Annotated in this window: 20 protein-coding genes; 13 read left to right on the top strand and 7 right to left on the bottom strand. The window is 68.7% G+C overall.

Annotation, left to right across the window (positions count from 1 at the left end; genetic code table 11):
- Window positions 1-33: 33 nt before the first annotated feature.
- On the bottom strand, window positions 34-918 hold the full coding sequence (locus GY24_RS01015; protein WP_133161077.1) for an SIS domain-containing protein: 885 nt from the start codon (window positions 916-918) through the stop codon (window positions 34-36).
- Between the two features lie 291 nt (window positions 919-1,209).
- On the opposite strand from GY24_RS01015, the gene GY24_RS01020 reads away from it, so the two are divergent.
- On the top strand, window positions 1,210-2,229 hold the full coding sequence (locus GY24_RS01020) for a zinc-dependent alcohol dehydrogenase family protein (protein WP_104473956.1): 1,020 nt from the start codon (window positions 1,210-1,212) through the stop codon (window positions 2,227-2,229).
- Between the two features lie 74 nt (window positions 2,230-2,303).
- Here GY24_RS01020 and GY24_RS01025 read toward each other — a convergent pair whose 3' ends face one another.
- Window positions 2,304-3,389 (bottom strand): LacI family DNA-binding transcriptional regulator, encoded by a 1,086-nt coding sequence (locus tag GY24_RS01025; RefSeq protein ID WP_104473957.1) that lies wholly within the window; start codon window positions 3,387-3,389, stop codon window positions 2,304-2,306.
- Window positions 3,390-3,568: 179 nt separating this feature from the next.
- On the opposite strand from GY24_RS01025, the gene GY24_RS01030 reads away from it, so the two are divergent.
- Complete coding sequence (locus GY24_RS01030) at window positions 3,569-4,525, top strand: carbohydrate kinase family protein (RefSeq protein ID WP_104473958.1); 957 nt, start codon at window positions 3,569-3,571, stop codon at window positions 4,523-4,525.
- Between the two features lie 12 nt (window positions 4,526-4,537).
- On the opposite strand, the gene GY24_RS01035 is transcribed toward GY24_RS01030, so the two are convergent.
- Both GY24_RS01035 and xylB read right to left on the bottom strand, forming a co-directional pair.
- Entirely contained in the window at window positions 4,538-5,476 is a 939-nt protein-coding gene (locus GY24_RS01035; RefSeq protein ID WP_233279126.1) for a phosphotriesterase family protein, read from the bottom strand.
- Between the two features lie 11 nt (window positions 5,477-5,487).
- Window positions 5,488-7,002 carry a xylulokinase gene (gene xylB / locus GY24_RS01040; protein WP_104473960.1) on the bottom strand — a complete coding sequence of 505 codons (1,515 nt, stop codon included), beginning with the start codon at window positions 7,000-7,002 and terminating at the stop codon, window positions 5,488-5,490.
- A 158-nt stretch (window positions 7,003-7,160) separates the two neighbouring features.
- Between xylB and GY24_RS01045 the strand changes: the two genes are divergently transcribed.
- Genes GY24_RS01045 through GY24_RS01060 form a run of 4 tightly spaced genes read left to right on the top strand, consistent with a single transcriptional unit; the run spans window position 7,161 to window position 10,381 of the window.
- Complete coding sequence (locus GY24_RS01045) at window positions 7,161-7,778, top strand: glucose-6-phosphate isomerase family protein (protein ID WP_104473961.1); 618 nt, start codon at window positions 7,161-7,163, stop codon at window positions 7,776-7,778.
- Window positions 7,775-8,440: a bifunctional 4-hydroxy-2-oxoglutarate aldolase/2-dehydro-3-deoxy-phosphogluconate aldolase gene (gene eda, locus GY24_RS01050; RefSeq protein WP_104473962.1), complete on the top strand. Its 666-nt coding sequence runs from the start codon at window positions 7,775-7,777 to the stop codon at window positions 8,438-8,440. The genes GY24_RS01045 and eda overlap by 4 nt, the downstream gene beginning before the upstream one ends.
- Window positions 8,437-9,432: a shikimate dehydrogenase family protein gene (locus tag GY24_RS01055; protein WP_233279127.1), complete on the top strand. Its 996-nt coding sequence runs from the start codon at window positions 8,437-8,439 to the stop codon at window positions 9,430-9,432. Before eda ends, GY24_RS01055 begins: the two co-directional genes overlap by 4 nt.
- 22 nt (window positions 9,433-9,454) lie before the next feature.
- Window positions 9,455-10,381, top strand: a complete 927-nt coding sequence (locus tag GY24_RS01060) for an NAD(P)-dependent oxidoreductase (protein ID WP_104473964.1) — start codon at window positions 9,455-9,457, stop codon at window positions 10,379-10,381.
- Window positions 10,382-10,516: 135 nt separating this feature from the next.
- Here GY24_RS01060 and GY24_RS01065 read toward each other — a convergent pair whose 3' ends face one another.
- Both GY24_RS01065 and GY24_RS01070 read right to left on the bottom strand, forming a co-directional pair.
- Window positions 10,517-11,647 (bottom strand): ABC transporter permease, encoded by a 1,131-nt coding sequence (locus tag GY24_RS01065; RefSeq protein WP_104473965.1) that lies wholly within the window; start codon window positions 11,645-11,647, stop codon window positions 10,517-10,519.
- Window positions 11,647-12,546, bottom strand: a complete 900-nt coding sequence (locus GY24_RS01070; RefSeq protein WP_104473966.1) for an ABC transporter ATP-binding protein — start codon at window positions 12,544-12,546, stop codon at window positions 11,647-11,649. Before GY24_RS01070 ends, GY24_RS01065 begins: the two co-directional genes overlap by 1 nt.
- 159 nt (window positions 12,547-12,705) lie before the next feature.
- On the opposite strand from GY24_RS01070, the gene GY24_RS01075 reads away from it, so the two are divergent.
- From GY24_RS01075 to GY24_RS01100, 6 genes are all read left to right on the top strand, one after another.
- A complete protein-coding gene (locus tag GY24_RS01075; RefSeq protein WP_104473967.1) occupies window positions 12,706-13,338 on the top strand; it encodes a TetR/AcrR family transcriptional regulator in 633 nt (210 codons plus the stop codon).
- A 280-nt stretch (window positions 13,339-13,618) separates the two neighbouring features.
- Window positions 13,619-15,163, top strand: a complete 1,545-nt coding sequence (locus GY24_RS01080; RefSeq protein WP_161498653.1) for an ABC transporter substrate-binding protein — start codon at window positions 13,619-13,621, stop codon at window positions 15,161-15,163.
- Between the two features lie 78 nt (window positions 15,164-15,241).
- Window positions 15,242-16,183, top strand: coding sequence for an ABC transporter permease (locus GY24_RS01085; protein WP_104473969.1), 942 nt, complete (start codon window positions 15,242-15,244; stop codon window positions 16,181-16,183).
- A complete protein-coding gene (locus GY24_RS01090; protein ID WP_104473970.1) occupies window positions 16,180-18,051 on the top strand; it encodes a dipeptide/oligopeptide/nickel ABC transporter permease/ATP-binding protein in 1,872 nt (623 codons plus the stop codon). Before GY24_RS01085 ends, GY24_RS01090 begins: the two co-directional genes overlap by 4 nt.
- Window positions 18,032-18,883: an ATP-binding cassette domain-containing protein gene (locus tag GY24_RS01095; protein WP_104473971.1), complete on the top strand. Its 852-nt coding sequence runs from the start codon at window positions 18,032-18,034 to the stop codon at window positions 18,881-18,883. The genes GY24_RS01090 and GY24_RS01095 overlap by 20 nt, the downstream gene beginning before the upstream one ends.
- Window positions 18,880-19,611 carry an MgtC/SapB family protein gene (locus GY24_RS01100; protein WP_233279128.1) on the top strand — a complete coding sequence of 244 codons (732 nt, stop codon included), beginning with the start codon at window positions 18,880-18,882 and terminating at the stop codon, window positions 19,609-19,611. The genes GY24_RS01095 and GY24_RS01100 overlap by 4 nt, the downstream gene beginning before the upstream one ends.
- Window positions 19,612-19,939: 328 nt before the next feature.
- Here GY24_RS01100 and GY24_RS01105 read toward each other — a convergent pair whose 3' ends face one another.
- Window positions 19,940-21,646 (bottom strand): cation:proton antiporter, encoded by a 1,707-nt coding sequence (locus GY24_RS01105; protein ID WP_104473972.1) that lies wholly within the window; start codon window positions 21,644-21,646, stop codon window positions 19,940-19,942.
- Window positions 21,647-21,804: 158 nt separating this feature from the next.
- Here GY24_RS01105 and GY24_RS17565 point away from each other — a divergent pair, with 158 nt between their 5' ends.
- A complete protein-coding gene (locus GY24_RS17565) occupies window positions 21,805-21,975 on the top strand; it encodes a hypothetical protein (protein ID WP_161498654.1) in 171 nt (56 codons plus the stop codon).
- Window positions 21,976-22,036: the final 61 nt, after the last annotated feature.

The raw sequence follows: 22,036 nt of genomic DNA on the forward strand, positions 1-22,036 counted from the left end.
CGGCCGCATGGCCACGTCACCGGCCGGCGCGGCTCAGTCGAAGGACGCGTCGTCGAGAACCGGGGACTCCGGGCTCAACCGCGCGAAGTGGGCCAGGCGCTCCTTCATGCGGGTGAAGTCGCGATAGTGCTCGTCGCCGCGACGCAGGGAGACCGCCGTTGAGAGCACGTCGATCACGACGAGCCCGGCAAGCCGGCTCACGGTCGGCGTGTGCATGTCCGTGTTCTCGAAGGTTTTGGCAATGATCTTGATATCGCAGAGGTCCATCAGCGGGGTGTTGTCTCCGCTGATGCCGATGACCGTGGCTCCACGCTCGCGGGCCGCCGCGGCAACCCGCATGGTGGAACGGGTGCGACCGGTGTGCGAGATCACCACGAAGGTGGCTCGCTCATTCGTCATTGCCGCCTCCATGAATTGCTGGTGCGTGTCGGTGGGTGCCGAGCAGGGGATCCCGAAGAGCGGGGCCTTCTGTGCGGCATCCTGCGCAATGATGCCGGAGGCGGAGAGGCCAATGAAGACGAGGGACTCCGACTCCAGGATCCGCTGCACCGCGCGCTCGACCTCGTCGGCGTCGAGGAAGCGACGGGCCTTGTCGAGGCTGCTGATGCTCTGGTCGAAGATCTTCGAGGAGAGCTCCTCGATCGAGTCGTCGCGGAGGACGGGAAGCTCGATCGAGGCCACGCCCAAGATCAGGGCCTGCGCGAGGGCGAGCTTGAATGCCTGGAACCCGTCGAAGCCGAGGCCAGTGCAGAAGCGCATGACCGTGGGTTCTGACACCTCTGCCCGAGCCGCGACCGCAGACATCGGGGCCTGCATCACGAAGTGCGGGTCTCGCACCACCAGCTCGGCGACCTTGCGTTCTGAGCGGCGGAGACCCTCCAGGGAGTCCGCAAGTCGTTCGAAGAGTGAGGACTGCACGGGCGCGCTCCATTTCAAAAATTTGTTACAGCATATTGGCCGCGGAGGCAGCTCTGCCCTGGCGCGGTTCGAATTGCGAGAAGTGTGCAGTGTGCACAGCGAAGGTTCACGCAAAACGGTAGTAAGACTACCAAGTGCGACAAGGTTTTGCGCGAAATCCCGCGGGGTTTCGGGCAATTTGAGGCCATCGGAGAGATTCGAGATGCCTGTTTGTGTAGTAATACTAGAATTGACGGGTGGGTTCGACTCGCGCGTTCAATGTTCAGTGCCGAATGAAACGAGAGATTTCAAGTGAAAGCAATTGTGTTCCGTGAGGGCTCGAAGTGGGCCGTCGAAGATGTTGAGAAGCCGCAGGTCGGCCCGGGCGAGGCGCTCCTCCGCGTGATCCAGACCGGCGTCTGCGGAACCGATGAGCACCTCCTGCACGGTGGTTTCATCGCAAAGTTCCCGCTGATCCCCGGGCACGAGATGGTCGGCGAGGTCGTCGAGCTCGGCGAGGGTGCGGAAGGCGCCGCCGTGGGGGACAACGTCGTGGTGGACAACACGGTGCTCTGCGGTGAGTGCAACGCGTGCCGCGAGGGGCGCGACCTGTTCTGCGAGCGGTTCGGCTCCCTGGGCTGCAACATGCCCGGCGGATTCGCCGAGTACGTCGTCGTTCGGGCGAGCAAGCTCTACCCGATCGGAGCCCTTGACCCCGACATCGCGGTCTTCGCCGAGCCGACGGCGTGCGCCGTGCACGGAGTCGACGTGCTCGACCTCGCACCCGCATCCGATGTGCTGATCTTCGGAGCCGGTCCGACCGGACTGATCCTCTCCCAGCTCCTGAAGACCGCCGGAGCCGCCCGGGTGACGGTTGCGGCACCGACGCAGTCGAAGCTGGATGTGGCCACCGCGCTCGGGGCCGATCACACGGTGCAGATCAGTCGCGACAACCCGGCCGCCGCCACGGCCGCGCTGCGTGAGATCGCCCCGAACGGTTTCGACGCCGTGATCGAGGCGACCGGTTCGACCGCTGTGCTCGAGATGGCCGTCCCGCTCACGCGCACGGGTGGCACCGTGCTCGTCTACGGCCTGGCCGGCGAGGATGCGACGGCGTCGCTGAAGCCCTATGAGATCTTCAGCCGCGAGCTCACCATTCGGGGCTCCTTCGCCCAGGCCCACTGCATTGGGCGCGCGCTGTTCGCACTGCAGACCGGCCGTGTGCGCACGGAGGGTCTTATCACCTCGAAGGTCGCGCTCGGCGAGTTCGACCGTGCGATCGCGAACCTGCACGACTCCTCCGAGATCAAGACGATCGTCGTCTCGAACTAGCACGGCGAGCGTGGAGCGGAACTGACACAGCGCCCCGCGACCGTCTCGGTCGCGAGGCGCTGTTCTCGTGCTGGCTAGCCCTGGAGCGGTGCGGGACCGCTGGTGCGACGGACCTCGAGCGAAGTCGGCAGCACTCGCCTCCGTGGGGGCATGCCCTGTTCTCGTGTGAGGAACATCTGCCCGGCGATCTTGCCCTTCTCGATGAGGGGCTGCCGGATCGTCGTCAGGCCCACGCGCGACGCCTCGGGGACATCGTCGTAGCCCGTGATCGTGAGGTCGTCGGGAACGCTCAGGCCGCGTTGGCGGGCGCCCTCTAGGGCGCCGATCGCCAGCACATCGCCGAGGCAGCAGATGGCAGTGAGGTCTGGGCGGCGGTCGAGCAACGCGTGCAATCCGGCTGTGCCCGCTTCCACGGAGTTGTCGAAGCGCTCCTCGACGACAAGCTCGTCGGCGGGGATGCCGCTCGCGGCCAACGCGTTGACGAGCCCGAGGATGCGGTTGCGCTGCACCGCATACCGGGCGCGCAGCCAGCGCTCCTCGGTGGCAGGCCCGTTGTAGCGCGAGACGCCCAGTCGAGTCGTCACGACGCCGATGCGGCGATGGCCCTGGGCGAGCAGATGCGCGGCAAGTTCGAACGTTGCGGCCTGGTCGTCGAGGCCGACCCAGTCGGTGTCGGGTGCCGAGTCCGGTTCGTCAACCACGACGGAGGGGAGATTGCGGTTGAGGGCTGTCTGCAGGTGTGGATCATCGTCGGGGACGGAGTAGATGATGAAGCCGTCGACGATCGCGTTGCTCACGGAGGAGATGCGGTTGGTCTGGAGCGGAGGGCCGGCCGGCACGAGAATCAGGTTCAGCCCGGCCTCCTCACAGGCGCTGGCCACACCGGACAAGAAGGAGACCGAGGCCGGGTCGCGCAGTGCGAACGAGAGCTCGTCGGTGAATAGGACGCCCAGCGTGTCGGACTTGCCGCGGCGGAACTGGCGGGCCACGGCGTCCGGCCCCGGGTACCCGGCTTTGCGCGCCGCCTCGAGCACGCGCTGTTGCAACCCCTCCGAGACGCGCTCCGGGTGGTTGTACACGTTCGAGACCGTCGCGATCGAGAGGTCGAGCGAGCGCGCAATGCTGGTCAGAGTCGGCTTACTCCCATGCGATGTGCCCATCCAGCGAGTTTATCGCGCTTTGATCGTTTTAGGTCCAGCGCCGTATGCTTTGGGCAATTAATTCGACTTTTTCTATGACTTGACCTGTGGTTATGAAATATAGTTGACACTATCGGTTTGAACGTTTTACTGTGAATAAGGACGCCGCATCACCGGTGATCGTTGACGAAGGAGTTCGCATGGCTGACCTCGACCCGCGCGCCGAGAACGGCCAGACCCCCGGGGGCGACCGCACGCTGATCGTGGGGGAGGCGCTCGTCGACATCGTCGAGAGGCCCGGCTCCGCTACTCCAGCCGAGTTCGTGGGCGGATCTCCGGCCAATGTCGCGCTGGGTCTTGCGCGACTGGGGCGCCCGACGGCGTTCCTCGCCGCGCTGGCGCGGGATGAGCGCGGCGAGCGGATCGCCGCGCACCTGCGCGCATCCGGAGTCACCGTTCTCGACGAGAGCTGGACGGCGCCCCGGACCTCGACGGCGCGCGCCGTGATCGGCCGAGACGGCTCGGCTCACTACAGCTTCGACATCGAGTGGGCGCTTCCGTCGTCTGTTGGCGTGCAGGGGTACTCGGTCATCCACACAGGGTCGATCGCAGCCTTCCTCGAGCCGGGCTCCGGCGTGGTCAGGGAACTCCTGCGGGAGGCCCGTGCGGGCGGGGCGCTCGTCACATTCGACCCCAACATCCGGCAGGCCCTGCTGCCGGTGCACTCGGCGGCGCTCGCCCTGTTCGAGAGCACCTTGGAACTCAGTCACGTGGTCAAGCTGAGCGACGAGGACGCCGCGTGGTTGTACCCCGGGTGCAGCGTCGATGAGGTGCTCGATGCCGTGCTCGATCGCGGATCCGACCTGGTGGTCGTGACCGCCGGGGGCGACGGCGCGGTGCTGGCCAGCCGGGAGCAGCGCGTCACGGTGCCCGCCGTGCCCGTCGACGTCGTCGACACGATCGGTGCCGGCGACACATTCATGGCCGCCCTGATCGCGCAGCTCACCGACGTCTTTGCCCCACGGGGCCGTGCAGGTCTGCTCGCGCTCGACGCGGAGCAGCTGGCGGCAATCGGAGCGCTGAGCGCGCGGGCGAGTGCGATCACGGTCTCGCGCGAGGGCGCCAACCCGCCGACCGCCGCAGAGCTGGCGCGCTGAGCCGCTCGGCCATCAACCGGGGAGGGTGAGCAGCCGTGCCCCGTTCTGGACGGTGACCAGCTGCACGAGCTCGCTGCCGATGCGCTCGACGAGTCGGGGCAGGAAGCGGGTCGGGAGGTAGTCCAGGCCGGGGATTCCGCCGTAGGCGCGATAGCGGGAAGCCCGCGCCACATCGCCGCCCAGGAGGATGCTCCGGGCCGCCCCCGCGGCGGCCACCTTCTCCATGCAGTCCAGGATCGCGGAGTCTGGCGCCTCCCGGTGCCGGGCCACGCCGTCGTAGCCGAGGAAGGCGCCGCGCTCGGCGAGCGAGGTGTGCAGCCCGGGGTCGAGGTTGCGATCGATGTGGGCCAGACACACCCGGCCGGCCGGCACGCCGTGCCTGTCCAGGATGTCGAGCACCTCGTGTGCGCCGGAGCCGTGGTCTAGGTGCACCATGACGGCGCACCCGGTGCGGGTGCTCGTCGCCGCCGAAGCCTCGAGGACGCGGTACTCGAAGCCGTTGATGGCCCAATATCGGATGCCGGCCTTCGTCAGGCCGGCGCGGACAGGGCCGCCGTCTGGGGCGGTGGCGGGGGACCCGTCCTGGCGCAGGAACCCGCTGGCGATATCGGCGGTGAACCGCTCGGCCAGTGCGCCGACAGAGAGCGCAAGCAGGCGCTCTCCCTGCGCGTAGTGCCCGCTGTGGTGCGCACCCGTCGTGTGCACGACCGAGAGCCCGAGCCTCGCGCTGATCCGGGCGACGGCCTCAACGTCGCGCCCGAGTCCCGTTGGCGTCGCCTCGATCATCGCGTCCACGCCTGCGTCGTGCAGGAACCCGGCCTCCCGTCCCGAGAGCGCCTCGTCGCTGAGCTCCTCCCCGGCCAGCAACGGCGAGGATTGGAACAGATGCTCGTGGTAATCGAGCACCCCGAGCTGCGACGGGTCGAGATCGCCGAGAACTGTGCGGATCACGGGCGCTCCGCTCATGCCGGCTGCGGGGCCGTGCCGGACCCGAGGCCGTCGAACCACGGCTCGAGGCGGCGGTATGCGTCCATGAACGTCAGGTACTCGCCGCCGTAGCGGGCATGGTTCGCGCGATCGGGCTCCCGCACGACGGTGCGGCTGGAGAATCCGTGCACCGCCTCGAACCCGTCGAAGATGCCGACCCCGACGCCGGCCACGACGGCCGCGCCGATCGCGTTCGCCTCATCCACCAGGTTGCGGGCGGCCACGGGAACCCCCCAGACATCCGCGAAGATGTCGAGCAGCAGGTTAGAGTGGGCGGCCCCGCCGATGGCGTCGATGGAGGAGATGGTGCTGCCGTTGTCGATGAAGGCACGGAGCCCCGTGTTGAGGTTGAACGCGATCCCCTCCAGCACGGCGCGGGTGAGATTGCCGCGGTCGTGGTGCATGAGCATGCCGACGAATGCCGCCCGTGCCTGGGGGTTCCAGTAGGGCGAGCGCTCGCCGAGCAGGTGGGGCAGGAAGAAGAGGCCGTCCTCGGACGCCGTGCTCGATGCCGCTGCGCCGAGGAGCTCGGCGAAACGGTCGTCATTGTTCGGCGAGAGCAGCTGGGTGACCCACTGCAGTGATGCGCCGCCTGCCTGCATCGTTGCGGTCGGCACGAATCTGCCGGGGATCACGTGGTTGAAGGTCATGGAGCGCATGAGTGGGTCGTGCAGCGGTTCGTCGGAGCTCAGCGAGACCCACGAGGAGGATCCGAGGTAGGCGTAGGCACCGGAGGACGCGTCGATGATGCCGGCGCCGAGCGCCGCCATCGGGCCGTCGCCGCCACCGATCACGACGGGGGTTCCAACGGCGAGCCCCGTCTCGCGCGCGGCAGCGGCGGTGACGGTTCCGACGACGGTGGTGGACTCCACGATCTCGGGGAACAGGCTCGCCGAGAGCCCGGCCGCCTCGATCAGCTCGTGCGACCAGCCCTGCGCGGCCTGGTCGTAGGCGTTCGTGCTCGATGCGTCAGAGGGGTCGGTGACCCGCACTCCGGTCAGGCGGTAGGCGAGGTAGTCCTTCGCCTGCAGCACGCTGTCGATGGTGGCGAAGACCTCCGGCTCCGTGTCGCGCAGCCACATGATCTTCGAGAGCGAGTAGGTCGGGTTGAGGCGGTGCCCTGTGATCGCGTAGGCGCGCTCCATGCCGATGCGCTCGATGAGGGAGTCGCACTGGGCGCCGGAGCGGGTGTCGGCCCAGATCATGGCGGGGCGCACCGGCTCGCCGGCACCGTTGACGGGCACGACGCCCATCATCTGGCCGGAGAAGGACACGGCGTCAATCTCGGTGTTGGCGATACCGCCCTTCTCGAGCAGGAGCCGGTTGGCCGTGGCCATCGCCTCCCACCAGTCGTGCGGATTCTGCTGGGCGCGCCCGCCCGGCCCGAAGTCGGCGTCGTACCCCACTGAGACCGAGGCGACCATCGTTCCGTCGTTGGAGACAAGGGTGGCCTTGTTGCCGGTGGTTCCGAGGTCGTGGGAAATGATCACGGGAGTTCCTTGTCGTCGGGAAACATTAGTAAAACTACAATTCAGCGTCAGGCGGTCCTCTGATGGTACTAGAAAAGTCGCCATGTGAGGGATTGGCGACATTGCCTGAATCAATTCTTGTAGCATGACTACATTGTGACCACCCAAGGAGGGGCCGGATGACGCACCACACCCAGATCGTCGACGAACCGACGTTGCTTGAGATCGCTGCCTCGGGGGCGCTCGAGGGAAGCACCAGGCGCTACGAGAAGCACATCGGAGAGATGGCGGGCGTGTACCTCGATGACGCCGCCTGGCGCGCGACGCTTGCCGAGAACGGCGCGGACCACCTCGTCTACTCCGTCAACGAGCAGAAGTACCAGGAGGGGCCTGGCGCGCTGACCATCGGCACCAGCACGCTGCTGCCCGGCCGCTACGGTTCCGAGTTCGCCGTGACGCGCGGCCACCTGCACCAGATCTCAGATCGGGCAGAGCTCTACTACTGCCTGAGCGGCAAGGGCGTGATGCTCCTCGAGACGGCCGACGGGGACTGCTCGGCCGTCGAGCTCACACCGGGCAAGGCCGTCAACGTGCCCGGCCAGTGGATCCACCGCAGTGTCAACGTCGGCGACGAGCCCTTCGTGACCCTCTTCTGCTACGCCGCGGATGCCGGTCAGAACTACGGGATCATCGGCGACGCAGGCGGGATGAAGCACCTCGTCGTGAGCGATGGCGACGGCTGGACGACCATTCCCAACCCGCGGCATCGTGGGTACACGCGCGAGGCCGCGGCATGAGCGAGACCGTGTTCGCACGGCTGAGCGCGGCGCGGATCGTGCCCGTCGTCGAGATCACCGAGATCGCCTGCGGCGTGGAGCTGGCGCGCACGCTGCTCGCAGCCGGCCTGCCCGTCATGGAGGTCACGCTGCGAACCCCCGCGGCCTTGGACGCGATCCGCGCGATCAGTGCGGAGGTCCCCGACGTCCTCGTCGGTGCGGGAACGTTGCTCAGTGCCGACCACGTGGCGGATGCGGCCCGCGCCGGCGCCCACTTCGGCGTCGCTCCCGGCTTCACCCCCGAGCTCTCCGCCGCGGCCGCCGACGCCGAGCTCCCCTTCCTGCCCGGCGCCGTGTCGGCGAGCGAGATCCTGGCCGCAGTCGAGTGCGGGCATCGGCGGCTCAAGTTCTTCCCGGCCGAGCAATCGGGCGGAGCCGCGGCGGTCGGTGCTCTCGGGGCGCCGTTCGCAGGCCTCGACATCCAGTTCATGCCGACGGGGGGCATCCGCCCCGCCGGTCTCGGCGCGTACCTCGCGCTCGAGAACGTGTTCGCGATCGGGGGCACCTGGATCGCCCCGCGCGCCGCGATCGGCGAGGGGCGCTTCGAGCTCATCGGCGACGCCGCCCGCGCGGCGGTGGCCACCGTCGCGGCCTTCAACGCCGCGACATCCGACGCAGCATGAGCATTAGGGAGAAGAACACCAGCATGTACCGCACTTTCACCCATGACACCCTCGAGGCGGCCGCGAAGCCGAGCTTCTACTTCATCGGCGTGACAACCGGGCACTCCTCGATCCGGGAGGTCTTCCCGAGATGGGCGGAGGCCTTGGGGCTCGGCGATGTCGAGCTCGTAGGGATCGACCTCGCCCTGCACGCTCCGGCCGAGCACTATCGAGCCGTCGTCGAATTCCTGAAGGCGGACGAGCTCAGCCTCGGCGCCCTCGTGACGACGCACAAGATCGACCTGTACGCGGCGGCACGAGACCTCTTCGACGAGGTTGACCCGCTCGCCGTGCTGATGGACGAGGTGAGCTGCCTCTCGAAACGCGATGGTGTGTTCCGGGCCCACGCGAAAGACCCCTACTCGTCTGGGCTGGCGCTGGACGCATTCCTCCCGGCCGGCTACTTCGCGGCACAGCCGACAGACGTCGTCGTCTTCGGCGCCGGAGGCTCGGCGATCGCCATCGACTGGTATCTGTCCCACCCCTCCCGCGGCGCCGACCGCCCCGCGCGAGTCATCGTGACGAATCGAAGCGCGGCACGGCTGGAGACGCTGCGTGCAGTGCACGACGCCTCCGGGACCGACGGCGTGCTGTTCACCGAGTTGGCGCCGACCCCCGGCCATAACGACAGCGTTCTCGCCGCTGCGAGCGCTCGGGCCGTCGTCATCAACGCGACGGGCCTCGGCAAGGATGCCCCCGGTTCGCCGCTCTCCGACGCCGCCCGGTTCCCGGAGCACGCCGTCGTCTGGGACCTCAACTACCGCGGCGACCTGGTCTTCCTCGACCAGGCCCGCGCCGCCGAGAGCGAGCGCTCGCTGCAGATCGAGGACGGCTGGGTCTATTTCCTGCACGGCTGGACCCAGGTCATCGCCGAGGTCTTCGACGTCGAGATCCCCACGAGTGGTCCCGTCTTCGACAGCTTGGCGGCGATCGCAGCCTCCACCCGCAGCTGACCCGGCACCGAGGAGGACACCGATGCGCATTCTGATCACGCCCCGCTCGATGACGGCGGCGGGGCTCGAGAACCTTCGCGAGCTGGACCCCCTGCGCGAGCGCGGGCACGAACTGGTCTCCGGCCCGGCCGGCCGGCTGCCAACTGAGGAGGAGCTCCTCGAGCTCGTGCCCGGGGTCGACGCCTGGCTCGCGGGCGTCGAGGTGATCTCGGCGCGCGTCCTCGCGCGTGCTCCCCGCCTGCGCGTCATCAGCCGCAATGGGGTCGGAGCCGACGCCGTCGATGTGGCGGCTGCGGAAAAGCACGGGGTGCTGGTGGCCTTGGCACGCGGGGCGAACTCGCGCGGCGTCGCGGAGCTGGCGATCCTACTGGCCCTCGCCGCGCTTCGGGGGCTCCCCGAGGCGAACGCGACGATGAAATCCGGCCGGTGGCAGCGGTCGATGGGTCGCGAGATGCCGGACATCACCCTGGGGATCGTCGGTTTCGGAGCAATCGGCCGATGCGTCGCGCGCCTGGGCGGCGCACTCGGTGCAACGCTCATCGCCCATGACGCCTACGCCGACGTCGAGCCGGATTCCGGGGCGACGAGCGCCACGCTGGGCGAGCTGTTCGCGCGGGCCGACGTCATCTCGCTGCACAGCCCGCCGCTCGCCGGCGGCACGCCGCTGGTGACCGCCGAGCTGCTTGCGACCACGAAGAGGGGCGCGGTGCTCGTGAACACCGCACGCTCCGCCCTCGTCGATCACGACGCCGTCCTGGCGGCACTGGAGAGCGGCCACATCTCGGCATACGCCGTTGACGCCTTCGACAGCGAGCCGCCCGCGCTCACCCCACTGCTTCTCCACCCCCGGGTGATACTCACCCCGCACCTCGGCGGCTTCACCGATGCCAGCACTCGCCGGGCGACAGAGCTCGCCGTGTCAAACCTGATCGCTGCCCTCCCCGCCTGAGCCCTGCCCGCCCCGCAGCTCGCCCCTCCCGCCCCCTCCCATGCGCCGAGACTGCGCGACTTGTCGTTCAGGGCCTCCTGAACTACAAGTCGCGCAGTCTCGACGGGGGTGGGAGGGGGCTTGGGAGGGGCGGGGTCAGCGCTTGAGGGCCTCGGAGAGCTTGACCCGGGCGCCGAGTCGCAGCAGCGAGTTGCTGTAGATGCGCGAGCCGAGCGCGAGGGTGAGCACGGTCGTGAGCACCAGGATGGCGAGCGAGAGCAGCGGCTCCCACCACTCGGCCGTGCCGAGGAAGATGCGCATCGGCATGCCGACCGGCGCCGAGAACGGCACGTAGCTCATCACGGCGAGCACGGTCGGGTTGTTGTTGAAGAGGATCACCAGGATGTAGGGCAGCATGACGAGGATCATCACGGGGGAGGTCACCGAGCCGATGTCCTCGGAGCGCGACACCATCGAGGCCGTGGCCGCGTAGAGCGCCGCCAGCATCACGAAGCCGATGGCGAAGAACACCACGAACCAGATCACCGAGCTGCCGAGGGTGCCGAGCAGCACCTTCTGGCTGGTGACCACCATGCCGAGGATCGCCAGCGCCGCGATTGCCACGATCTGCAGGAACGCCATCACACTGTTGCCGACCACCTTGCCGGCCAGGAGCGCCCGCACCGGGATCGTCGACATCAGGATCTCGACGATGCGGGTCTGCTTCTCCTCCACAACGCTCTGCGCAATCGTGGTGCCGAAGGTCATCGCCGACATGAAGAAGACGAGCCCGAAGCCGATCGCGACGAGGTAGATCAGGAACGGGTTCTGCCCGGGCTCGTCGAGCAGCTCGATCGTCGGCCGGATGCTCAGGGCGCCGACGACGTCGCTCGGGGCCTGGTCGAGCCCGATCACGGTGACCGGGTTCGCGGATGCCGCGTCCTCGCTCGGCACGACGATGGCGCTCACCTCGCCGTCGCGCAGCATCTGCTCCGCCTGCTCGAGCGAGTCGGCGGTGACGGCCTCCAGCGAGTCGGTGGCGGCGATCGCGCTGCTCGCGGCATCCGCGGAGCTGCCGATCACGGCGACCTTGGTCAGCTCGGGGTTCTGGCTGGCCAGGCCGCCGAACATGACCGAGGCGAGCACGGCGAGCATGAGGATGCCCGTCGAGATCAGGAACGCCTTGCTGCGCATCCGCACGCTGATTTCGCGGCCGGCGACGAGGCCGACGCTGCTCATCATGCTCGGGGCGGTGCGCGCGGTGCGCGGGGTCGTCGTCGTGCTCATCAGCGGATCACCTCTCGGAAGACCTGGGCAAGGGAGGGCTCGTGCGGGCCGAAGCTGGCCAGCTGGCCGCTGGCCACTGCACGCTCGAGCACGGCGGCGCGGGCCTCGTCGCCGGCCTCGAACAGGGCGTAGCCGCCGTCGAAGTCGATGACGGAGACGCCGGCGACCTCGCGCAGCCAGCCGGCGTCGCCGGTGCCGCCCTCGCCGCCGCCCAGCAGAATCTCGTAGCGGGAGGAGCCGTGCTGCTTGCGCAGCGCGTCGGTCGAGTCGTTGGCGCGGATCCGGCCGTCTGCGATGATCACCAGATCGTCGCAGAGCCGCTCGACGATGTCGAGCTGGTGCGAGCTGAACAGCACGGGCGCCCCGGATGCCGCGTGCGACTGCAGCACGCCGAGCACGACGTCCACGGCCATCGGGTCCAGGCCGCTGAACGGCTCGTCCAGCACCAGCACCTCGGGCTCGTGCACCAGCGCCGCCGCGATCTGGGCGCGCTGCTGGTTGCCGAGCGAGAGGCTCTCCACGGTGTCGTTGGCGCGCTCGCCGAGGCCGAGCTGCTCCAGCAGGGCGGTCGCGTTGCGCTTGGCCGCGGCCGGCGCGAAGCCGTGCAGGCGGGCCAGGTAGACCAGCTGCTCGTGCACCCGCATCTTCGGGTAGAGCCCGCGCTCCTCCGGCATGTAGCCGAAGCGGCGGCGGTCGGCCGCCGTCAGCGGCGCTCCGTCGAGGCTGACCGTGCCGGCATCCGCGCTCAGCACCCCGAGGATGATGCGCATCGTCGTGGTCTTGCCGGCGCCGTTGCCGCCGACGAAGCCCGTCATCCGGCCGCGGCCGACGGTGAAGCTCACATCCTGTAGAACGGCGCGCTCGCCGTAGCTCTTGTTGACGTTCCGGATCTCTAACACGGGGGCACCTTTCGCTGCGGTGCTCTCAGGTTACGAGCCGCGGATGCCGCACGGCATCCGCCGCACGGCGGGTTTTCGTGTCGGCCTCCTCCGCATGGTGGATGGCCGTGTCGCTTGTCGCTACGATGGCAGGCTCGTGGCATCAAGCGGAGGGTCGGCATGGGTTCCAAAGTGGGGGAGAGCAGCCCCAAGGGCAAGAAGCGGCGCGCCCAGATTCTCCGCGAGGCCGACCTGCTGTTCGCCGAGCAGGGCTACCTCGGTGCCTCACTTCACCAACTCGCCGAGCGGATCGGCTTCACCCAGTCCGGGTTGCTGCACCACTTCAAGTCCAAGGAGCAGCTGCTCTTCGCCGTGCTGGAGGAGCACTTCACCCAGGACTCCGAGCGGGCCGGGTTCGAGGGGACGAACCGGCAGAGCTCCGTGCTCGAGTCGCTGCGCCCCCTCGCCGAGCACAACACGGCGAACCCGATGTGGACCCGATTCTTCTGCATCATGGCGGCCGAGTCGCTGACCGTTGGCCACCCCGCCGCCGAGTACATGCGCAACCGCTATGCGATGGTGCGCGCCGATTGGGCTGCCGAGGTCGCCCTGCAGATGCGGCAGGGGCGCATTCGCCCCGACATCGATCCTGTGGCCTTGGCCACCCTGCTGATCGCGGTCTCGGACGGGCTCCAAGTGCAGTGGCTGCACGACGATTCGGTCGACTTGCTGGCCGGCATCGAGTTGCTCGGCCGGGTGTTGGACCCCTGGCTGGTCGAGGGCGCCGCGGGCGTCGGGGCCGCCGCGCAGTAACACTCGCACCGCCGGATCGGCTTGTTCGCGCGGCGCCTCGCCGGGGCATCCGGTGTCGGGCGCCGCTTTGTCACGGCTCGGTGTCAAAAACCGAACCGTGCTTGCATTTGAAACCGAGTGACCGGTAGGTTCTTGGCAAGCCGGTCGGCACTTGAGGATGAGTGCCACCCCGGACGACCACTTGCACCGGCGACACACGTCGCCCGGGCTGCTCGCGGCGTACCGCGCAGCGGCCCGAAGAACTGCACGACAGCTTCACGGACGAGGAGGTCCACTTTTGATGCGTACACAGAAGAAGATTTGGCTGACAGGCATTGCCCTGGCCACTGGCGCGGTCTTGGCGCTGAGCGGCTGTGCCGCTGGAGGCACAGAAGGAGGCGGTGGCGCAGAGCCCGGCCCCGCCGCAGACCAGACGCTCACGATCGCTGCGCTGCAGGATCTGGCGAGCTTCGACACCGGCGCGCTCGACACCGGCCGCCAGGTGCAGTACTGGCAGCCCGTCTACGACACGCTGCTCACCGTCGCCCCCGACGGCACGCTCGAGGCCAACCTGGCCACCGAGTGGAGCTACAACGACGACAACACCGTGCTCACGCTGACGCTCCGCGATGACGTGACCTTCAGCGACGGCGAGCCGTTCAACGCCGAGGCCGTCAAGGCCAACATCGAGCACCTCCAGGCCGGCACCGGCGTCAGCGTCTACATGGTCGGCCTCGTGGACAGCGTCGAGGTCGTCGACGAGTTCACTGTCTCCATCACGATGAAGGCACCGGACCCCGCCTTCACCTACTACCTGGGCCTCGTGGCCGGAGCGATGGCATCGCCTGCTGCTTTCGGCACCGACAGCTTCGCCACCGTCCCGGTCGGCTCCGGCCCGTACCTGCTCGACACCGACGCCACCATCCGCGGCAGCGAGTACCGCTACGTGCGCAACCCCGACTACTGGAACGCCGAGGCGTACCCGTACAGCAGCATCGTCGTCAAGCCGATGGATGACCTCACCGCCCGCCTGAACGCCATCAAGTCCGGCCAGGTGAACGCGGCAGAGGTAGACGCCAGCGTGCAGGACGAGGCTGACGCGAGCGGCCTGACCAGCAACACGATCCAGCTCGCCTGGAACGGACTCATCATCTTTGACCGCGCTGGTGTGCTGAATCCCGCGCTCGGCGACGTCAAGGTGCGCCAGGCCCTGAACCACGCCGTCGACAGCGAGGCGATCGTCGAGAACATCTACGGCGGAACGGGCTACGCCAGCCAGCAGATCTTCAACAAGAAGAGCCCCGCCCACATCGACGAGTTCGAAGACGCCTACCCCTTCGACCCGGCCAAGGCCAAGGCGCTCCTCGCCGAGGCCGGCTACGCCGACGGCTTCGAGATCACGATGCCCGAGCTTCCCGGCGACCTGACCCAGCCGTTCGTCACCCAGCAGCTCGCCGACATCGGCGTCACCGTCAACTGGGAGAAGGTCGCCCCCGAGGAGGTCGTCGGCAAGGTCCTCGGCGGGGAGTACGCCATCGCCAGCTTCGGTTCGACCTCCGGCCACCCGTGGCGAGACATCTCCAAGATGATCGCAGCAAAGGGTGCCTGGAACCCGTTCGGAGCCACCAGCCCCGAGCTGGAGGCCGCGCTGGCCACCGTCCAGGCCACCACGGGCGCCGAACAGGACGCCGCCTACCAGGCCGTGAACAAGTACGTCACCGACAACGCCTGGTTCGCCGTGAACTACTTCGCCGACAACATCGTGCTGACGGATGCCGCGACGAGCACCCAGATGCAGTTCGGCAGCTCGGTTCCCTACATCAGGAACTACGCCCCGGTTCAGTAATGCGGAAGCGGGGGTGGTGCGGCCGTCGCGCTCGCTCCACCCCCGCCACCTCAGCTGTTCAGTCATCAAGGGAGCATCGTGGTTGCATTCATCATTCGCCGGGTCCTCACCGGCCTCTTACTCATCGTCGCGATCTCCTTCGTGAGCTTCGTGTTGATCTACTCGACCGGCGGCGACATCGCCCGCCACATCCTCGGCCCGGAGGCCGACAACGCCCAGGTCGCGGCCAAGTCCGCGCAGCTCGGCCTCGACCAGCCGCTGCTCTCGCAGTACTTCCTCTGGTTCACCAATATGCTCGGCGGCGACTTCGGTCGTTCCTGGTTCACCGCAGAACCCGTGACAGCCGCCATCACCTCTCGCCTGTCCGTCACCCTCTCCGTCGTGATCGTCTCGCTCGTGCTGGTCACGATCCTGAGCGTCGTGCTGGGTGTCGTCGCCGCCGTCAGGCGCGGCTGGGTCGACCGCCTCGTCCAGATCCTCTCGGTCGTCGGCGTCGCCCTGCCGAACTTCTGGGTCGCCGTCGTGCTCGTCCTCATGTTCGCGATCGCCATCCCGCTCTTCCCGGCGACCGGCTTCGTGCAGCCGCAGGACAGCGTCGGCGGCTGGCTGCTCTCCATCGCGCTGCCCGTGACAGCCATCACCATCGGCGGCATCGCCGGCACGGCGCAGCTGATCCGAGGCTCGGTGATCGACGTGCTGCGCCAGGACTACGTGCGCACCCTGCGCTCTCGCGGCGTGCCCTCGCGCTCGATCATCTACCGGCACGTGCTGCGGAACGCGGCCCCGCCCGCCCTGATCGTGCTCAGCCTGCAGTTCATCGGCATGATCGGCGGCGCCGTCGTGATCGAGAAGATCTTCGCGATCCCCGGTCTCGGCCTGCTCGCCCTGAATGCCACCCTGCGCGGTGACATCCCCATCGTCATGGCCGTCGTCATGACGATGGCCGCCATCGTCGTCACAGTCAATCTCATCATCGACCTGGTCAACGGCTGGGTCAGCCCGAAGGTGCGTGTGCAATGAGCATCCCAGCCCCCGAACACAACCCGCAGCTGCTGGCCGCGGCCATCGCCCCGCGCGAGGGCGTGCTGAAGAAGATCCTCCGCGATCCGTTCGGCAGCGGCGGCATCGTCGTGATCGTCGTGATCGTGCTGCTCAGCGTCTTCGCCAAGCTGCTGGCCCCCTTCGACCCCGCCTACGTCGACATCCAGGCCACCAACATGCCTCCGTTCACCGACGGGCACCCGCTGGGCACCGATGCCTCCGGGCGCGACGTGCTGAGCCGGCTCCTGGTCGCCGGGCAGCTGACCCTCATCGGTGCGGCGGTCACCGTCGTCATCTCGTTGGTCATCGGAGTCGTCACCGGCCTCGTGGCCGGTTACTTCGCGGGGCCGTTCGATCACGCCGCCAGCTGGACGGCCGACATGCTGATGGTGCTGCCGAGCAAGATTGTGCTCGTCGCGCTGTTCGCTGTGATCGGCCCGAACACGGTCGTGACCATGGCCGTGCTCGGCGTGATGGTCTCCCCGGGCATCTTCCGCCTCGTGCGCAGCCTCGTCATCGGCGTCAAGAACGAGCTCTACGTCGACGCGGCCAGGGTCGCGGGGCTCTCCAGCCGGGCGATCATCGGCAGGCACATCCTGTACACGGTGCGCGCCCCCATCATCATCCAGGCGGCGTTCATCGCCGGCATCGCGGTGCTGATCCAGGCCGGCCTCGAGTTCATCGGCCTCGGCGACCCGAGCACCCCGACCTGGGGCGGCATGCTCCAGGAGGCCTTCCTGGCCATGTACAAGGCGCCCTGGCTGATCCTCTGGCCCGGGCTCATGATCGGACTGTTCGTGTCGGCCTTCATCCTGCTCGGCAACGCGGTGCGCGACGCGATGGAGGACAGCGCGAAGGTCAAGGTGCCCAAGAAGGACAGGCTGCGCACCTCCACGATGGCGGTCACCGTGCAGCCCGGCCGCCGGGCAGCCAACACCCCGGCCATCGCCTCCGGCTCTGCCCTGCTCGTGGTCGACAGCCTCGTCGTCGGCTACCCGCTGCCCGACGGCGAGCTCAAGCGCGTCGTCGACGGCGTCTCGCTCTCGGTCAATGAGGGCGAGGTGCTCGGCCTGGTCGGTGAGTCCGGCTCGGGCAAGACGCAGACGGCGTTCGCCATCCTCGGGCTGCTGCCCGAGGAGGCGCAAATCGCCGGCGGCGCTCTGTTCTTCCGCGGTGAGGATCTGATCGGGATGCCCGAGAAGGCGCGCGTCAAGCTGCGCGGCAAGAGCATCGCCTACATCCCGCAGGAACCGATGTCGAACCTCGACCCCGCCTTCCGGGTCGGCTTCCAGCTGGTCGAGCCGATGCGCGCCCAGCTCGGGCTGAGCAAGTCGGAGGCGACCAAGCAGGCGCTGGAGCTGCTGGCGCGGGTCGGCATCCCCGACCCCAAGCGCACCTTCGATGCCTACCCGCACCAGATCTCCGGCGGCATGGCACAGCGCGTGCTCATCGCCGGCGCGATCTCCTGCAACCCCGATCTGCTCATCGCCGACGAGCCGACGACCGCACTGGACGTCACCGTGCAGGCCGAGATCCTCGACATCCTGCGCGGCCTGCAGAAGGAGCGCAACATGGCGATGGTGCTCGTCACGCACAACTTCGGCGTCGTCGCCGACCTGTGCGACACGGTCGCCGTGATGCAGCTCGGCCGCATCGTCGAGCAGAACAGCACCGCCGCGCTGTTCGCTGCGCCGGTGCACCCGTACACGAAGATGCTCCTCGACTCGACGTTGGAAGGAACCCCGGCCCGCGCACCCCTGCGCCGCGCCGAGAGCCCCGTGCGCGTCATCACCACCGAGGACGACCGCCCCCGAGAGGAGGCACTGAATGTCTCACGCAGTGTCTGAATCGCTGTCCGACACCCTGCTCGACGCCCGCGACGTCGAGGTCACCTACCCGTCCCGTGGGTTCCGCACGCCGCCGTTCCGGGCGCTGAAGGGCGTCTCGCTCGACATCAAGCCCGGCGAGACGGTCGGCCTGGTCGGTGAGTCCGGCTCGGGCAAGACGACGCTGGGCCGGGCGATCCTCGGCCTGGCCCCCGTGTCCTCCGGCAGCATCCGCTATGGCGACCGCGAGCTCGTCGGGCTGGACCGGGCCGCGCGGCGCGGGCTCGCGCACGAGATCCAGGTGGTCTTCCAGGACCCGTACACCTCGCTGAACCCGGCGATGCTGGTGGCCGATGTGCTGAGCGAGCCGCTCGTCGCGCAGGGCGTGGCCAAGAGCGAGGCGGCCGACCGGGTCGAGATGCTGCTCGGCCAGGTGGGCCTGCCCGCGGATGCCGGCCGGCGCCTGCCCCGGGAGTTCTCCGGTGGCCAGCGGCAGCGCATCGCGATCGCCAGGGCGCTCGCTCTCGAGCCGCGCCTGATCGTCTGCGACGAGCCGGTCAGCGCCCTCGACCTGTCCACGCAGGCCCGGGTGCTCGACCTGTTCATCGAGATTCAGGACCGCACCGGCGTCGCCTACCTCTTCGTCTCGCACGACCTCTCGGTGGTGCGCCACATCAGCCACCGGGTGGCCGTGATGTACCACGGCGAGATCGTCGAGTACGGCGACTGCGAGCAGGTCACGGGCGACCCGCGGCACCCGTACACGAAGAAGCTGCTGATGGCCGCGCCCGTTCCCGACCCCGAGATGCAGAGGCAGAGGCGGGTGGAGCGCCAGCGCTTGGCCCTGCTGTGAACCTCTCACCCGAGACGTTCGAGCTCGCCCTGCGGGTGTTCGCCGGCCTGATGTTCGGCGCGGTGATCGGGCTGGAGCGCCAGTGGCGCTCCCGCCTGGCCGGGATCCGCACCAACGCGCTCGTCGCGGCCGGCTCCGCGCTGTTCGTGGTGATGGGTGCATACGCCTTCGAGGGCACGGTCGCCGACCCCACCCGGGTCGCCGCCCAGGTGGTGTCCGGCATCGGCTTCCTCGGCGCCGGCGTGATCATGCGCGAGGGGCTGAACGTGCGCGGCCTGAACACGGCGGCCACGCTGTGGTGTGCGGCCGCGATCGGCTCGCTGGCCGGCTCCGGGCTCTACGTGCTGGCCGCGCTCGGGGCGCTGATGATCGTCGCGGCGAACACGGTGCTGCGCCCGCTCGGCCGCATGGTCAACCGCCGACCGTCGGCGATCGGTCCGGATGACGGCAACGCCGGGCAGGACGTGGAGTACCTGCTGGAGGCCATCACGAATGACAAGAGCGAGGCGCGCGTGCGCGCCCTACTGGTGCAGGCCGTGAACCGGCCGGAGTTCAGCCTGCACTCCATCACGGCGCAGAACACCAAGAACTCGCTGGTCAAGGTGCGCGCCGAGCTGACGGCCGGCTTCGACACCGACGCCTCCGCACTGGAGCGCGCCGTGCAGCGGATCAGCCTCGACCCGAAGATCGTCTCGATCCGCTGGTGGTCGGAGGAACAAGAGGAGTAGCCCCTTCCCCGCTGGTTGCGCCCCGCCCCGCTCCGTTGGCTCGAGGGGGCGTGCGGCCGATGCCGACGCCGCGGGATCCCGCTCGTCCCGGAAACCCGCTGGTCGAGTAGCGAGGAACGAGCGTATCGAGACCGGTGGCGGGGTCTCGATACGGCCCTGGCGGGCCTACTCGACCAGCGGGGCGGGGCCGCTCCGGTGGCTCGAGGGAGCTTGCGACCGAAGCCAACGGGCCGAAGTGTCAGGCGGTGTCAGGGCTTCGCTCGTTCCTCGCTCAGCCGACGTGGGAGTTGGGAGCAGTGCCAGCCGACGCGGGGAGGGGCCGACCCGCTCAGAGCGCGTCGAAGCGACTCTCCTCGATGTCGAGCACCCGCTGCACCGCGCTGATCGCCTCGGAGCTGTAGCTGCCGAGGGCGCGGGCGTCCAGCAGCTCGGCCCGGGCGGTCTGCCGCATCCGCTCGTCCAGGATGCGCATCTGCGAGATCGCGTCGATCTCGCTCGCGGAGTCCTCGGCGAGCTCGACCGCCGCCGCCCGCTGGTAGCGGCGGCGCAGCCCGGCCAGGACGGCGGGGTCGGCCGGGACGCCGTCGATCACGGTCTGCTCCGGGTCATCGAGGACGGCGACGGCGGCGCGGTTCACGGCGTCGAGCAGCTCGTGCGTCTCGGCCTGGCGTGCCTCCTCGCCGCCCCCGCTGATCCGGGTCTTGCGGATCACCGCCGGCAGGGTGCCGCCCATGCCCAACAGCGTGACGATGGCCACGATGAAGGCGACCAGGATCAGCGTGCTGCGGAAGGGGATCGAGGGCGGCAGCGACTGCGCAGCGGCCAGCGTGACGACGCCGCGCATGCCCGCCCAGGAGATGACGAAACTCTCCCGCCACTCCAGCCCCTCCGAGCGGTAGAAGTCGCTGTCGGCCTCGTGCTTGCGCAGGCGCCGCAGCACCCCGCTCTTGCGGCGGATCTGGCGCTCGGTCTCGGCGGGCGCGGCCTCGACCCGGTCGCGGAAGCTGTCGCGGTGCAGATCGCCGCGCTCGACCAGTCTGCGCTCCGACCGCCGCAGGTACGCCATCTGCAGGAACACGAAGAGGAAGCGGATGACGACGACGAGCGCGGTGAGGATGAGGCCGAGCAAGAGTGCAAACGGCACGCCGCCCTCCTCCCCGGAGACGTCTTCGATCAGCGCGTGCAGTTCGAGGCCCATCAGCAGGAACACCGCGTGCTCGAGGATGAACTGCACGGTGGCCCAGTTGGTGTGGTCGCTGATGCGCTGGTTGGCGGCGAAGCGACTCGCCCCGCGGTGGCCGGTGACCAGCCCGGCGGCGACGACGGCGATCACGCCGGACGCCCCGAAGTGCTCGGCCGGCACGAAGGCGACGAAGGGAATCGCGAAGGAGATCGTGGTGGTGACCACGGGCTCGCTGATGCGCGCCCTGATCCACACCGTGACGAAGCCCACGACGAGGCCGATCCCGACGCCGAGCGCCGAGGCGTAGACGAAGTCGCCGGCGACCTCCCACAGGCTCACCGCGCCCGCGGTGGCCGCCACCGCCGAGCGCAGCAGCACGAGGGCGCTCGCGTCGTTGACCAGGCTCTCGCCCTCCAGCACGGCGACGAGGCGGCTCGGCAGCCCGAGCCGCTTGGCGATCGAGGTGGCGGCGACGGCATCCGTCGGGCTGATCACCGCGCCCAGCGCGATGGCCGCGGCCAGGCCGAGTCCGGGCATCAGCAGGTACAGCAAGAACCCGACGGCCACCGAGGTGACGACGACGAGCGTCACCGAGAGCCCCGCGATGGCGCGGAAGTTCCGCCGGAAGTCGGTGAATGCGACGTTGACGGAGGAGGAATAGAGCAGCAGCGGCAGCACCCCGGCCAGGATCCACTCCGGCGGGATGTCGATGGGCGGGAAGCCGGGCAGGTAGCCGATTGCGATGCCGACGACGAGCAGGATCAACACGGAGGCGACGCCGGTCCTGCGGCCGAGCACCGCCGCGCCGACGATCAGGGCCACGGCGATCACACCGAGAACTGTTGGTTCCATTGCCCTGCACTCGATCCTCTGCCACGAGTCGCCGCGGGCAGGAATCTAGCTTGCCCTGCCGCCGGGCCCAGACGCAACGCGCCCCCGCTGGGGGATTCATGCCAGACTGGAGCAAGGCGTGCCTGAGCACGCGATCGGACACTGCGGAGGACACCGAAATGAACGGCTTTATTGCGATTCTGGCAATTCTTGGATTCATCGGTGGGCTCGTGATGATGGGCTACGCCTTCAGCACGCCCGGTGCCGAGATGGCGATGTTCGCCGGCGGCATCGGCGTTGTCGCGCTCTCGATCGGCCTGCCGATCCACCTGCTCGAGAAGTTCGACTAGTCGGCAGGGCGCGGCGTCGGCCGTGCTCCGCACGTGAACGCTCAGCGCTCAGCGCTCAGCG

The sequence above is a fragment of the Microterricola pindariensis genome (assembly GCF_002936985.1).
In the GTDB taxonomy this organism is placed as follows: Bacteria; Actinomycetota; Actinomycetes; order Actinomycetales; family Microbacteriaceae; genus Microterricola; species Microterricola pindariensis.

Coding starts and splice junctions, on each gene's coding strand:
- GY24_RS01025 (WP_104473957.1), bottom strand. CDS start 3,389: ATGGGCACATCGCATGGGAGTAAGCCGACTCTGACCAGCATTGCGCGC.
- GY24_RS01065 (WP_104473965.1), bottom strand. CDS start 11,647: ATGAGCACGACGACGACCCCGCGCACCGCGCGCACCGCCCCGAGCATG.
- GY24_RS01075 (WP_104473967.1), top strand. CDS start 12,706: ATGGGTTCCAAAGTGGGGGAGAGCAGCCCCAAGGGCAAGAAGCGGCGC.
- GY24_RS01030 (WP_104473958.1), top strand. CDS start 3,569: ATGGCTGACCTCGACCCGCGCGCCGAGAACGGCCAGACCCCCGGGGGC.
- GY24_RS01080 (WP_161498653.1), top strand. CDS start 13,619: ATGCGTACACAGAAGAAGATTTGGCTGACAGGCATTGCCCTGGCCACT.
- GY24_RS01045 (WP_104473961.1), top strand. CDS start 7,161: ATGACGCACCACACCCAGATCGTCGACGAACCGACGTTGCTTGAGATC.
- eda (WP_104473962.1), top strand. CDS start 7,775: ATGAGCGAGACCGTGTTCGCACGGCTGAGCGCGGCGCGGATCGTGCCC.
- GY24_RS17565 (WP_161498654.1), top strand. CDS start 21,805: ATGAACGGCTTTATTGCGATTCTGGCAATTCTTGGATTCATCGGTGGG.
- GY24_RS01090 (WP_104473970.1), top strand. CDS start 16,180: ATGAGCATCCCAGCCCCCGAACACAACCCGCAGCTGCTGGCCGCGGCC.
- GY24_RS01055 (WP_233279127.1), top strand. CDS start 8,437: ATGAGCATTAGGGAGAAGAACACCAGCATGTACCGCACTTTCACCCAT.
- GY24_RS01095 (WP_104473971.1), top strand. CDS start 18,032: ATGTCTCACGCAGTGTCTGAATCGCTGTCCGACACCCTGCTCGACGCC.
- GY24_RS01060 (WP_104473964.1), top strand. CDS start 9,455: ATGCGCATTCTGATCACGCCCCGCTCGATGACGGCGGCGGGGCTCGAG.
- GY24_RS01105 (WP_104473972.1), bottom strand. CDS start 21,646: ATGGAACCAACAGTTCTCGGTGTGATCGCCGTGGCCCTGATCGTCGGC.